General features: G+C 67.4%; 13 protein-coding genes, 1 pseudogene and 1 riboswitch. Of the genes and pseudogenes, 7 read left to right on the plus strand and 7 right to left on the minus strand.

The window, feature by feature from the left end:
- Positions 1 to 80: 80 nt before the first annotated feature.
- Together CV103_RS13070 and CV103_RS13075 are read left to right on the plus strand one after the other, a co-directional pair.
- A pseudogene (locus CV103_RS13070) lies at positions 81 to 464 on the plus strand (acyl-CoA dehydrogenase family protein); the annotation flags it as partial.
- On the plus strand, positions 464 to 1210 hold the full coding sequence (locus CV103_RS13075) for an SDR family NAD(P)-dependent oxidoreductase (protein WP_107395179.1): 747 nt from the start codon (positions 464 to 466) through the stop codon (positions 1208 to 1210). The pseudogene CV103_RS13070 and the gene CV103_RS13075, both read left to right, overlap by 1 nt.
- Positions 1211 to 1634: 424 nt before the next feature.
- On the opposite strand, the gene CV103_RS13080 is transcribed toward CV103_RS13075, so the two are convergent.
- On the minus strand, positions 1635 to 2576 hold the full coding sequence (locus CV103_RS13080; RefSeq protein ID WP_015457131.1) for a homoserine O-succinyltransferase: 942 nt from the start codon (positions 2574 to 2576) through the stop codon (positions 1635 to 1637).
- A 36-nt stretch (positions 2577 to 2612) separates the two neighbouring features.
- Positions 2613 to 2722, minus strand: a riboswitch (SAM-I-IV-variant riboswitch).
- 73 nt (positions 2723 to 2795) lie between these two features.
- On the opposite strand from CV103_RS13080, the gene CV103_RS13085 reads away from it, so the two are divergent.
- From CV103_RS13085 to CV103_RS13105, 5 genes are all read left to right on the plus strand, one after another.
- Positions 2796 to 3332 (plus strand): AAA family ATPase, encoded by a 537-nt coding sequence (locus CV103_RS13085; protein WP_107395180.1) that lies wholly within the window; start codon positions 2796 to 2798, stop codon positions 3330 to 3332.
- 52 nt (positions 3333 to 3384) lie between these two features.
- The gene (locus CV103_RS13090) at positions 3385 to 3810 is read left to right on the plus strand and encodes an acetyltransferase (RefSeq protein ID WP_342749166.1); all 426 of its coding nucleotides are present in this window, start codon (positions 3385 to 3387) and stop codon (positions 3808 to 3810) included.
- Between the two features lie 127 nt (positions 3811 to 3937).
- Complete coding sequence (locus tag CV103_RS13095) at positions 3938 to 5101, plus strand: acyl-CoA dehydrogenase family protein (protein ID WP_107395246.1); 1164 nt, start codon at positions 3938 to 3940, stop codon at positions 5099 to 5101.
- Positions 5102 to 5227: 126 nt separating this feature from the next.
- Complete coding sequence (locus CV103_RS13100; protein ID WP_236626832.1) at positions 5228 to 5515, plus strand: hypothetical protein; 288 nt, start codon at positions 5228 to 5230, stop codon at positions 5513 to 5515.
- Between the two features lie 10 nt (positions 5516 to 5525).
- Complete coding sequence (locus tag CV103_RS13105) at positions 5526 to 7010, plus strand: class I adenylate-forming enzyme family protein (protein ID WP_107395182.1); 1485 nt, start codon at positions 5526 to 5528, stop codon at positions 7008 to 7010.
- Positions 7011 to 7057: 47 nt separating this feature from the next.
- Here the strand turns inward: CV103_RS13105 and CV103_RS13110 are convergent, their stop codons facing one another.
- From CV103_RS13110 to CV103_RS13135, 6 genes are all read right to left on the minus strand, one after another.
- Positions 7058 to 8386 carry a bifunctional folylpolyglutamate synthase/dihydrofolate synthase gene (locus tag CV103_RS13110; protein ID WP_107395183.1) on the minus strand — a complete coding sequence of 443 codons (1329 nt, stop codon included), beginning with the start codon at positions 8384 to 8386 and terminating at the stop codon, positions 7058 to 7060.
- 128 nt (positions 8387 to 8514) lie between these two features.
- Positions 8515 to 9363 carry an acetyl-CoA carboxylase, carboxyltransferase subunit beta gene (gene accD / locus CV103_RS13115; RefSeq protein ID WP_015457124.1) on the minus strand — a complete coding sequence of 283 codons (849 nt, stop codon included), beginning with the start codon at positions 9361 to 9363 and terminating at the stop codon, positions 8515 to 8517.
- On the minus strand, positions 9360 to 10184 hold the full coding sequence (trpA, locus tag CV103_RS13120; protein WP_107395184.1) for a tryptophan synthase subunit alpha: 825 nt from the start codon (positions 10182 to 10184) through the stop codon (positions 9360 to 9362). The genes accD and trpA overlap by 4 nt, the downstream gene beginning before the upstream one ends.
- On the minus strand, positions 10181 to 11404 hold the full coding sequence (trpB, locus tag CV103_RS13125; RefSeq protein ID WP_070934032.1) for a tryptophan synthase subunit beta: 1224 nt from the start codon (positions 11402 to 11404) through the stop codon (positions 10181 to 10183). The genes trpA and trpB overlap by 4 nt, the downstream gene beginning before the upstream one ends.
- Entirely contained in the window at positions 11401 to 12042 is a 642-nt protein-coding gene (locus CV103_RS13130) for a phosphoribosylanthranilate isomerase (RefSeq protein WP_107395185.1), read from the minus strand. Before CV103_RS13130 ends, trpB begins: the two co-directional genes overlap by 4 nt.
- Before the next feature lie 71 nt (positions 12043 to 12113).
- The gene (locus tag CV103_RS13135) at positions 12114 to 12566 is read right to left on the minus strand and encodes a nuclear transport factor 2 family protein (RefSeq protein ID WP_107395186.1); all 453 of its coding nucleotides are present in this window, start codon (positions 12564 to 12566) and stop codon (positions 12114 to 12116) included.
- Positions 12567 to 12648 lie beyond the last annotated feature (82 nt).

A 12648-nucleotide genomic window follows, 5' to 3' on the forward strand; every position in this document is an offset into this window, starting at 1 on the left:
CTACGATCAGACCAGACAACCGATCCTACCGGCCATCATAGTCGCCGCTCAACCGGCCATCGTAGTTGTCGCCGCGCACGCAGGCGGCGGCGCAGCGCGCCTTCGACGAGGCGGTGAAGTTCGTGAAGGAACGGCAGGCCTTCGGCAAGACCATCTTCGACCAGCAGAACACCAAGTTCGTGCTGGCGGATATCAAGACCAGGCTGCAGGTGGGCTGGGCGCATCTGGATTGGGCGCTGGCCCGCCATGTCGCCGGCGAGCTGGACCAGTTCGAAGGCGCGGCCACCAAGCTGTGGCACACCGAGATGCAGTGGGAGGTGGTGGACGCCTGTCTGCAGCTGCATGGCGGTGCCGGCTACATGAACGAATATCCTATCGCCCGGTTGTGGCGCGACGCCCGCGTGCAGCGCATCTACGGCGGGACGAGCGAGATCATGAAGCTGGTGGTATCGAGGTCGATCTGATGGATTTCACGGGCAAGACGGCATTGGTGACGGGCGGTGCCAGCGGGATCGGCCTGGCCTGCCTGGAGCAGTTCGCCGCCGCCGGCGCCAATGTGGTGGCGGCGGATATCTCGGGCGAGGCCGCCGGGCGCGTCGCGGCGCGGCTGGGCGACAAGGGCCTGGGCTTCGGCGGCGACCTGGCCGATCCCGAAACGGTGGCCGAGCTGTTCGACGTTGCCGTCGCCCGGTTCGGCCGGATCGACTGCGCGGTGAACGCGGCCGGGATCAGCGGCAATTGGGGCGCGTTCGAGGATTTTCCGCTGGACGAATGGCACCGCGTGATCGCGGTGAACCTGACCGCCGTGTTCCTGTGCATGCAGCATGAGGCGCGGGTCATGCTGCGGCAGGGCAGCGGCGCGATCTGTAACATCTCCTCGGGCGCGGGCTTCATCGCGGCGCCGGGCATGCCGCATTATACAGCGGCCAAGCATGGCGTGCTGGGGCTGACCAAGGTGGCGGCCAAGGAATATGCGGCGCGCGGCATCCGGGTGAACGCCGTCTGCCCCGGCACCACCGACACGCCGATGATGGCGAAATCGATCGGTGGTGATCCCGAACGCCAGAAGCTGATGGATTCGACCGTGCCGATGGGCCGCATGGGCCGCCCGGAGGAGATCGCCGCGGCGGCCGTGTGGCTATGTTCCGATGCCGCCAGCTTCGTGAGCGGCGAGAGCATGGCCGTGGATGGGGCGTCCGTCTGCCGATAGGCTGAGGGCATCGGTTCTACGCTCGGCTGCCATCGGACTTCGGTTGAACCTCCATGCGGCAGGAAAAGCGGAGGCGGGCCTTCCAAGCAGGGTCATGCCAGCGCGAGCTGCTGGCGATGGTGATGAGTCGTGATTAAGCAACTAAATTAATTTGGATTTATTCGGCGGGGTTGGCGGCTTCCCTTGCTGGGTGGTGTGCATGCGCCAGCCTCGGCCCGATGCCAGCCTGCGCTGGCATGACGCGGGAGGAAGCGGCGTGGTGCGCGCGGGCATGGCGTTGGATGGGGCGGCGCGATGCTGGGCCGCCTCGATGGCCTTTGCGGCAAGGTTGCGGCGGGCCGGCATGAACGACGGGATACATGAGGCGAAGCGGCCGATCCGATGGGATGGGATCGGCCGCTCCTCGAAGGTCGGGGCGTATCGTTCAGGCGGCCGCGTCGAGCGGCTGGCCGGTGCCGATCGCGGTGAGATCGAACGGCGTCGTCTGGTAGATCTGGTTGATCCAGTTGGCGAACAGCAGATGGGCAAGGCCGCGCCAGCGGTTTTCCGGCGGGCGGGCTGGATCGCCTTCGGGGAAATAATTGGCGGGCAGCGGCACCGGCGCGCCGCCGGCGGCATCGCGGAAATATTCGTTCGCCAGCGTCTGCGTGTCATATTCCAGATGGTTGAACATATGCAGCATGCGGTGGCGGGGATCGTTCAGCAGGCAGAGGCCGGTCTCATCGCTGTCGAGCAGGATCTCAAGGCCGCTTTCCGCCGGGATGTCATCGTGCCGGACTTCCGACCAGCGCGAGACGGGGACGGGAATGTCGTCCGGGAAACCGCGCAGATAGGGCGAACCCGGCGCGCGATTGTCATGCCGGAACACGCCGAACGCCTTGGCGGGAAGATCATGCTTGGGCATGCCATGGAGATGGTGCAGCGCGGCCTGGGCCGCCCAGCAGATGGTGAGGCTGTGATGGACGTGCGTTTGCGTCCAGTCCAATATGTCGCGCAGCTCATCCCAATAGCTGACCTCGGCGAAGGGCAGATGCTCCACCGGGGCGCCGGTGACGATGAAGCCGTCGAAGCGTTCGGAACGCACGTCCTCCCACGCGCGGTAGAAGGTGGCCATATGATCGGCGGCCGTGTTGCGCGGGGTGTGGCCGGTGATGCGCACCAGCGTAAGCTCGACCTGAAGGGGTGTGGCGCCGATCAGCCGGGCGATCTGGGTTTCGGTGCGGATCTTGTCCGGCATCAGGTTGAGCAGCCCGATGCGAAGCGGGCGGATATCCTGCCGCACGGCATCCGCCTCGCGCATCACCACCACGCCTTCGGCCTCGAGCGTGCGGGCGGCGGGGAGCTGATCGGGAATCCTGATGGGCACTCTGACGTCCTTCTTCCTGAAGACGAACGCCCGTGGCTTGATCCGTTTCGTTGCCGGCTCGGCCACATCCTCCCCCGAAGGGGAGTGCCACCTTGCCCGGAACGGCAGGTTGGCGTTGGGCGTCGCCCCAACTCTTGATGTGGCGTCGCTTCTATGCGGATGGAGCGGCGCTGGCAAGGATTTCGACGAAGGCGGCCGCATCGGCGGCGCGGGAGGACCATGACCGATCATCTCCACATCATCACCCGCGGGCCGGGTTCGGGAAAGAGCAGCCTTGTCGGCGCGCTGGCGGCTGAAGGCTTCGCCCACATGCCGGAGGCGGGCAGGGCGATCATCCAGGATCAGCAGGCGATCGGCGGCCATGCCCTGCCATGGGATGACCGCGCCGCCTTTGCCGAATTGATGCTGGGCTGGGAATTGCGATCGCATCGCGAGGCGCGGGCCATGGCCGGGCCGGTGATCTTCGATCGCGGGGTGCCGGATGTGATCGGCTATCTGCGGCTCTGCGATCTGCCGGTGCCGGATCATGTCCGCCGGGCGGGCGAGCTGTTCCGTTACAATCCCACGGTGTTCATCGCGCCTTATTGGGCCGAAATCTTCACCCAGGATGCGGAGCGCCGGCAGGAACCGGCCGAGGCGGAGGCGACCTGCCATGCGATGCGGCAAGTCTATGCGGAGCTGGGCTATGATCTGATCGAGCTACCGCGCGGCCCGCTGGCGATGCGGGTGGATTTCGTTCGCCGGCATGTCGGCTGAACGGCCGGGGGCTGCCAATCTCCGCCCGGCAGTCTATCCCGGTGCGATGACCATGAGGATAAGACGATCCCGGCCGGCCGACGTGACGCGGCTGCATGCCATCTGGCGCGAGGCGGTGCTCGCGACGCATGATTTCCTGAGCGCGGAGGACTTTGCCGCGATCGATGCGCTGGCCGCGCTGTGGGTGGCGGTGGATGGGGAGGACCGGCCGGTCGCCTTCATGGGCCTTTCGGAGGCGCATGTGGATTCGCTGTTCGTCGATCCCGCGATGCACGGGCGCGGGATAGGGGCGGCGATGATCGATCATGCCCGTGGGGGCGCGGCAGGCCTTGGCGGGACGGCCCTTTCCGTGGACGTGAACGAGCAGAATGACAAGGCGGTGGGCTTCTACGCGCATTTGGGCTTCCGGGTTACCGGGCGATCGGAGCGGGACGACGAGGGGCGGCCCTATCCCTTGCTTCATATGACGATGGCTTGAGTGTGGATGTCGTCATTTTGCGGAACGATATGTTTCATGGGCTACGCATAACGACGATGGATTTGACAAGAAGCGAGCCTTGCCGCATCGCCATGGCAAAATGACTGCGGCCTTTTGAGGGGATATGATGGCGGTTTCGCTGGCGGAATTCCGGGACGAGACGCGGACCTGGCTGGAAGAACGGCTGAACGGGCCGTTCAAGGCATTGCGCGGCCTCAACAACCATGTCGACATGATCGAGGAACGGCGCGCCTGGGAGCAGGAGCTGGGCCAGGCGCGGCTTTCCTGCATCGGCTGGCCTTCCGAGCATGGCGGCCGCGACGCCAGCATCGCCGAGCAGGTGGTGTTCGCCGAGGAATATGCCCGCGCCCATGCCCCATCGCGGATCGGCCATATCGGCATCGAACTCGCCGGGCCGACCATCATCGCCTACGGCACTGAGGAGCAGAAGGCGCGGCACCTGCCGGGGATCGCGCGCGGCGAGGCGATCTGGTGCCAGGGCTATTCGGAGCCGAACGCCGGGTCCGACCTCGCCAATGTCCGCACCCGCGCGCGGCTGGACGGCGACACATGGATCGTCGACGGGCAGAAGATCTGGACCTCGATGGGATCGATCGCCGACTGGATCTTCGTGGTCGCGCGCAGCGAGGAGGGGAGCAAGGGGCCCAAGGGCCTGTCCTTCCTGCTGATGCCGATGGACCAGCCGGGCATCACCGTGCGGCCGATTCGCCAGATGACCGGCGAGAGCGAGTTCGCCGAGGTGTTCTTCGACGGGGCGGTGGCGCAGGCGGCCGATCTTGTCGGCCGGCCGGGTGACGGCTGGGCGGTGGCGATGGGGTTGCTGGGCTTCGAGCGCGGCGTCTCCACGCTGGTCCAGCAGATGCATTTCCAGACGGAGATGAACCAGCTTATCGCCGCCGCGAAGGCGAACGGCCGGGCGCAGGACCCGCTGATCCGCCAGCGTATCGCCGATGCCTGGACGGGGCTTTCGATCATGCGCTTCAACGCGCTGCGCATGCTGAACGACGCCGGCAGCCCGGAGCTGGACGAGGCGGCGCTGACCTCCAAGCTATACTGGTCGCGCTGGCACCGCGATCTCGGCGATCTGGCCATGGACGTGCTGGGCGTGGCGGGCGAGATAGGCGGCGAGGATTATCGCTATGACGGGCTGGTCCATGCCCATCTGATGAGCCGTTCGGACACGATCTATGCTGGATCGAGCCAGATCCAGCGCAACATCATCGCCGAACGCGGGCTGGGCCTGCCCAGGGAGCCGCGCGGCGACCTGTGAGGGCGGAGGGGATGATAAAAAGGCGCCATCAATCCCCTTGACCCGGCCGCTGCCGCGCCTAGACTGAATCCCGTTCATTTTGTGGCGGAGAGGGCCGGAATGGCGGCGAGACAGTATAAGGCGGGAATGAAGCTGAAAAGCGCGGTCTGCGATACGCAGATAATGGTGCTGCGGGTGCCCGCCGAGCCGCTGGACCTGCGCATCGGCGGTGCGCCGGCACTGGCGGGCGACGAGGCCGGCGACGGCGCCACGATCGATCCGGCGCTGGCCGGCGGATCGCTGACCGGCAAGCGTTATACCGACGCGGAGGAGACGATGGAGTTCCTCTGCACCAAGGGCGGCGAGGGCACGATCACCGTGGCCGGCCGGGAAATCGGCATCAAGCAGGCCAAGGCGCTGCCTTCATCCGACTGAGGAGGCGGCGATGAACATCTTCATGCTGCTGGAAATGGCGGCGGACGCCATGCCGGACCGCGTGGCGCTGGTGTGCGACGGCGAGAGCCTGACCTATGGCGAGCTGCTGACGGCGGCGAAGGGTGCTGCCGCGCTGGCGATCGCGCGCGGGGCGGAGCGGCTGGCCTTCCTCGACATCAACGGGCCGGCGGCGCCGGTCGCGCTGTTCGGCGCGGCGCTGGCGGGCATACCCTATGTGCCGATCAACTACCGCCTGACCGAGCCCGAGATCGCGGCCCTGCTGGAACGGGTTTCGCCCGCTTTGCTGGTGAGCGGGCGGAGCGCGGTGCCGGCCGGCATCAGCGCGATTGCCGCGGGCGAGTTCCTGGCGCTGGCGAAGGCGGGCGGCGGCGAGGATCTGGTGGCGCCGGACGAGGAACGCGGCATCGCCGTGGAGCTGTTCACCAGCGGCACGACCGGCGTGCCCAAGGCCGCGATCCTGCGGCACGATAATCTGCTGGCCTATATCCTGGGCACGGTGGAGTTCATGGGCGCGGATGAGGGCGATGCCGCCATCGTGACGGTGCCGCCTTACCACATCGCCGGCATTTCGGCGGTGCTGAGCTCGATCTATGCCGGGCGGCGGATGGTGCAGCTTCCCAATTTCGATGCTGGCGGCTGGCTGGCGCTGGCGCGGGCGCACGGCATTTCCAACGCCTTCCTGGTGCCGACCATGCTGCAACGGATCGTCGAGCATCTCGACGCGACCGGGGAGCAGGCGGACCTGCCGGCGCTCAGGGCGCTGGCCTATGGCGGCGGCAAGATGCCGCTGCCGGTGATCGAGCGGGCGATGGCGCTGTTCCCCGGCGTGGATTTCACCAACGCCTATGGCCTGACGGAAACGAGCAGCACCATCTGCCTGCTGGACCCGGAGGCGCACCGTGCGGCCGCGCAGTCCGACGATCCGGCGGTGCGACGCCGGCTGGGATCGGTGGGGCGGCCGCTGCCGACGGTGGAACTGGCCATCCGCGACGAGGACGGGCGGCTGCTCGGCCCCGGCGAGGCGGGTCTGGTGTTCGTGCGCGGCGATCAGGTGGCGGGCGAATATCATGGCCTTGGGCGCCAGACCGACGATGACGGCTGGTTTCCGACCCGCGATCGCGGCTGGGTGGATGAGGAGGGCTTCCTGTTCCTCGACGGGCGCGCGGATGACGTGATCGTGCGCGGCGGCGAGAATATCTCCCCCGGCGAGATCGAGGAGGTGCTCACCTCGCATCCGGCGGTGGCTGAGTGCGCGGTGGTGGCGATGCCCGACCCGGAATGGGGCGAGGGCGTGGCTGCCGCGATCGTGCTGGCCAGTGGGGCGCAGGCGGCGGCGGAGGAATTGCAGGCGCTGGTGCGGGGCCGGCTGCGTTCCAGCCGCGTGCCGCAGGCGATCCGCTTCGTCGATGAGCTGCCCTATAACGAGACGGGCAAGCTGCTGCGGCGGGTGATCAGGGAGCAGTTCGCCGCCTGATATGGGCTGTCAGGAATGGCGCGTTTCCACCTGATATCAAATGATAATCAGGTTGGCGGCGTGCCATTTGCGGCCAGCACGTTGCCGGCGAGATAGAGTGAGCCCGCGATCAGGACCACGGGCGGGCGGGCGCGATCGGCGTGGCGGGCGATCCAGGCGATGGCGTCGATCGGGTCCGCCGCCGTCATGGCACCGAGCCCCGTCGAACGGGCGGCGGCTGCCAATGCGGCGGGAAGATGATGGGCGTGGCCGGGGATGGGCACGGTGTGGACTGTGGCGGTGCGCCCGGCAAAGGGCTTGAGAAAGCCGAGCGGGTCCTTGTTCTCGAGCAGCCCGAGGATGATGTGGAAAGGCCGCCCCGCGGGCACCTTGCCGCGGAAGAAATCGGCGATCACGCGCGCGGCCGCGGGATTATGCCCGCCGTCGAGCCAGAGATCGGAACCGGGCGGCAGGCGATCCACGAGCGTGCCGGTGGCCAGATGCTGGAGCCGCGCGGGCCATTCGGCCCATCCCATCGCTGCGCGTAACGCCGATACGGGCACGGGAACGGCCTGCTGGTGGCGGAGCATCGCGATCGCCAGCGCCGCATTCTGCGTCTGATGCTGGCCGGGCAGGCGGGGAAGCGGCAGATCGAGCTTTCCCGCCTCGTCGCGATAATGGATGCGCCCCTGATAGGCGACCGAATCCCATTGCCCGCCCTTGGCGAGCCAGGGGGCGCCGGCCGCGCGGACGACCTCGCCGATCCGGTTGGCGACGGGGGCGGGATAATGCTGCGTCACGATCGGGACGTCGGGCTTGGCTATCCCGGCCTTTTCGGCGGCGATATCCTCGATCCGGTCGCCCAGGAATGCCTGGTGATCGATGCCGAGCTGGGCAATGCCGCAGATCGCCGGCCGGGCAATGACATTGGTGGCATCCAGCCGGCCGCCGAGGCCCACCTCGATGATGCAGGCATCGGCCGGCGTGCGGGCAAAGGCCAGGAAAGCGGCAGCCGTGGTGACTTCGAAGAAGCTGGGCGAAATATCGCCTGCGATATCCAGCACCTCGGCCAGCAAGGTGGCAAGGGTTGCATCTTCAATGAGTTGCCCGGCGATCCTGATACGTTCGTTGAAGCGAACGAGGTGCGGACTGGTATAGACGTGGACGCTATGGCCGGCCGCTTCCAGCGCGGCGCGCAGATAGGCGCAGGTCGATCCCTTGCCGTTGGTTCCGGCGACGTGGAAGACGGGAGGGAGGCTGCGTTCGGGATTGCCGAGGCGATCGAGCAGCGCGCGGATGCGTTCGAGCCCCAGGATATCGCGGCCGGGAGAGAGTGCTGCCAGCCGATCGAGCTGGGCCTGGACGGCGGGGTCGCTGGAAACGGCGTGATCGGCCATGGACGGTTACTTTCGGTGCGGCGCGCGGACCGAAGCGCCGCGCCCGCCAGTTCCGCCGCCCGGACCTCTCCCGCCGGCCTCCATCGGAAATGGCGGGCCGGCATCGCATCCGCGCGGCGACATTGCCTTCAGGCCGGTTCCGGCACCAGATAATCGACGAGGGTGGCCAGCGTCTCGCGCAGCTTGTGGCGATGCGTGACCATATCGACCATGCCATGTTCCAGCAGATATTCGGCGCGCTGGAAGCCCGGCGGCAGCTTTTCGCGGATCGTCTGTTCGATCACCCGCTGGCCGGCGAAGCCGATCAGGGCGCCCGGCTCGGCGATCTGGATGTCACCCAGCATCGCATAGGATGCGGTGACGCCGCCGGTGGTGGGATCGGTGAGGACGACGATATAGGGCAGGCCGGCCTCGCGCAGCATCTCGATCGCCACGGTCGTCTTGGGCATCTGCATCAGCGAAAGGATGCCTTCCTGCATCCGCGCGCCGCCGGCCGCCGTGAAGATCACATAGGCGCAGCGTTCCGCGATCGCGGCTTCGGCCCCGGCCACGAAGGCGGCGCCCACGCCCATGCCCATCGATCCGCCCATGAAGGCGAAATCCTGCACGCCGACGACGGCCTTCTTGCCTTCGATCAGGCCCTTGGCATTGATCAGCGCATCCTGCTCGCCCGTCGCCGCGCGGGCGGCCTTGATGCGATCGGTATAACGCTTGGAATCGCGGAATTTGAGGGGGTCTTCGCGCACCGCCGGCATTGGCAGCAGCGTATAGACGCCGCCGTCGAAAAGCTGGTTGAAGCGCGCGTCGGGGCCGATGCGACCATGATGATCGCAGCGCGGGCAGACCGACTGGTTTTCCTCATATTCCTTGACGAACACCATCTGCCCGCAGCCGGGGCATTTGTGCCAGAGATTGTCCGGCGTCTCCCGCTTGGCGATGAAGGGGATGGATTTGCGGACCCTGTCGATCCAGCTCATGCTGCCTGCTCCTGTCGGGCGGTGCGAACAGCGTCGCTCAACCCTTTGACGATATTGAATACATCCGACGAAGGATCGCGACCTTCGGCGGCTGCGGCGCCGATCGCCTCCACGATCGCGGAGCCGACGACGACGCCATCGGCGACCCTGGCGATGGCAGCCGCCTGCGCCGGCGTGCGGACGCCGAAGCCGACCGCGACCGGCAGATCGGTGGCCGCCTTCAGCCCCGCCACCGCCGCCTCGATGCTGGCCTGCGCGGCCTGCTGAAGCCCGGTGATGCCGGCGACCGAGACATAGTAAAGGAAACCGGAGGCGCCAGCGAGCACGGCGGGCAGGCGGGCCTTGTCCGTCGTGGGGGTGGCGAGCCGGATGATGTCGATGCCGGCATCCCGGAGCGTCGGCCCCAGCGCGTCATCCTCCTCGACCGGGATATCGACGCAGATCACGCCGTCGACGCCCGCTTCGGCCGCGGCCCCGGCGAACCATTGCGGACCACGGCGCACCATCGGGTTGGCATAGCCCATCAGCACCAGCGGCACATGCGGGTGGCGTTGCCGGAAATTCCTGGCGATATCCAATATGATGTCGGTGGTTGTTCCAGCGCCGAGCGAACGGAGATTCGCCCGCTGGATGGCAGGGCCATCGGCCATCGGATCGGTGAACGGCATGCCCAGTTCGATCACGTCGGCGCCGCCCGCGACCAGCGCATCGAGGATATCGGCCGTGGCCGCAGGCGTGGGATCGCCGCCGGTGACGAAGGTGACGAGCGCGGCGCGGCCCTCGGCGGCGCAGGCCGCGAAGGTGGCGGCAAGGCGGCTCACAGTTCCACCCCCAGTTCCTTTGCCACGGTGAAGATATCCTTATCCCCCCGGCCGCTGACATTGACGACGAGGATCTCGTCCTTGCCCATGGTGGGCGCGATCCGTTCGGCCACGGCGAGCGCGTGGGCGGATTCGAGCGCGGGGATTATGCCTTCCAGCCGGCACAGCGTCTGGAACGCGGCCAGCGCCTCGGCATCGGTGCAGGGTTCGTAGCGGACCCGGCCGATATCGTGCAGCCAGCTATGTTCCGGCCCGATGCCCGGATAATCGAGCCCGGCGGAAATCGAATGGGCCTCCGCGATCTGGCCGTCCTCGTCCTGGAGCAGATAGGTGCGGTTGCCGTGGAGCACGCCGGGCGAGCCGCCGGCGATGCTGGCGGCATGGCGCGGCGTATCGAGCCCGTCGCCCGCTGCCTCCACGCCGATCAGCGCGACATCGGGATCGTCGAGGAAGGGGTGGAAGATGCCGATCGCGTTCGATCCGCCGCCGACGGGGGCGATGATCGTATCGGGAAGGCGGCCTTCCGCTTCCATGATCTGGGCGCGGGTTTCATCCCCGATCACCGACTGGAAATCGCGCACCAGTTCCGGATAGGGGTGCGGGCCGGCGGCGGTGCCGATGATGTAGAAGGTGTCGTGGACGTTGGCGACCCAGTGGCGCAGCGCCTCGTTCATCGCATCCTTCAGCGTCTGCGCGCCGGACTGGACGGCTTCGACCTCGGCGCCGAGCAGCTTCATGCGGAAGACGTTGGGCTGCTGGCGCGCCACGTCCACCGCGCCCATGAAGATGGTGCAGGGCAGGCCGAAGCGCGCGGCGACGGTGGCGGTGGCGACGCCGTGCTGGCCGGCGCCGGTTTCGGCGATGATCCGCGTCTTGCCCATGCGGCGGGCGAGCAGGATCTGGCCGATGCAGTTGTTGATCTTGTGCGCGCCGGTGTGGTTCAGTTCCTCGCGCTTCAGGTAGATCTTCGCGCCGCCCAGATGCTCCGTCAGCCGGGGCGCGAAATAAAGCGGGCTGGGGCGGCCGACATAATGCTTCATCAGATCGTCGAATTCGGCCTTGAAGGCGGGGTCCGCCTTGGCCGCGCGATATTCGCGCTCGAGATCGAGGATCAGCGGCATCAGCGTCTCGGCGACGTAGCGGCCGCCGAACTGGCCGAAATGGCCGCGCGCATCGGGCTGCGTGCGAAGCGAATTGGGTATGGCTGGAGCTGGGGTCATAGCTGTGACGCCGATTGGAGGAAGGCGGCGATCTTGTCCACATCCTTCACGCCGGGGCTGGTTTCCACCCCGGAGGACGTATCCACCAGATCCGCGCCGGTGACGCCGACGGCTTCGGCGAGGTTGCGGGCATCCAGCCCGCCCGAAAGCGCCCAGGGCAGCGGGTGCCGGAAGCCTTCGAGCAGATGCCAGTCGAAGCGCAGGCCCATGCCGCCGGGCAGATCGGCCTCGTCCGGCGTCTTGGCGTCATAAAGGATGTGATCGGCGGCGTCGCGATAGCGGGCGGCGGCGGCGAGATCGGCGCGGGCCTTGACCGGAATGGCCTTCCAGATGCCGATGCCGTGGCGGCGGGCGAGGACGGCGGCGCGCTCGGGCGGTTCGGCGCCGTGAAGTTGCAGGATATCGAGGCCGGCGGCCGCCACCGCCCGATCGACGAAGGCGTCATCGGGGTTCACGAGCACGCCCACCTTGCGGATATGGCCGGGAATGAGGGCCGCGAGCGCGGCGGCGCGATCGAAATCGAGGTTGCGCGGGCTTTTCGGGAAGAAGACGAAGCCGACATAAGCGGCGCCATGGGCGATGGCCGCACCCAGCGTTTCGGGCGTGGAAAGGCCGCAAATCTTGGTCTGAACAGGCAAGCGCTGGTCCTTCTCGGAAGGCCCGGAGCCCTAGTGCATGCGAGGCGCGAAGCCAAGCCGCGAGGGGGAAGCTATTGAGGGCCGGGGCCCAGCACCGCCATGTCGCCGACATGGGCGCGGTTGTGCTTGATCCGTTCGGCGATGCGCCAGCCGGCGGCAGTGCGGACCCAGCGATCCCGATAATCGCCCAGGGTGCGGAAGGTGAGGTGGGCGCGATCGCCAAGGCCGACATGCATGTCCGCCACATAGGCGCTGCTCGTCGCGGCATCGTCGTCCACATCGATCACGACATTGGCGAGAAGATGCTGGGTGGGGCCGCAACCATCTAGGAAGCTGCGCATTTCCGTGACGATCGCCGCCCGGCCGAAGCGGCGGCCGATGCCGTAATCGGCCTCCGCATCCTCCAGCAGCACATCATCGAGGCGGTGCCATTCGCGCCGGTCCATCGCCTCCGCGAAGCGGCAGAGCTGGCGGTAGATGGCGCGTTCGTCGAGGAGAAGCTGGAGAATAATGGATTCGGACATGGGGTGAGCGTCCATCGCTGTTGCCTGCGCGTCCAGCCCGGCGAGGCCGGGATGGCGGCCCTAAAGCGGCGGGAAGGCCACG

This window comes from Edaphosphingomonas fennica (genome assembly GCF_003034225.1).
Classification (GTDB): domain Bacteria; phylum Pseudomonadota; class Alphaproteobacteria; order Sphingomonadales; family Sphingomonadaceae; genus Sphingomonas_E; species Sphingomonas_E fennica.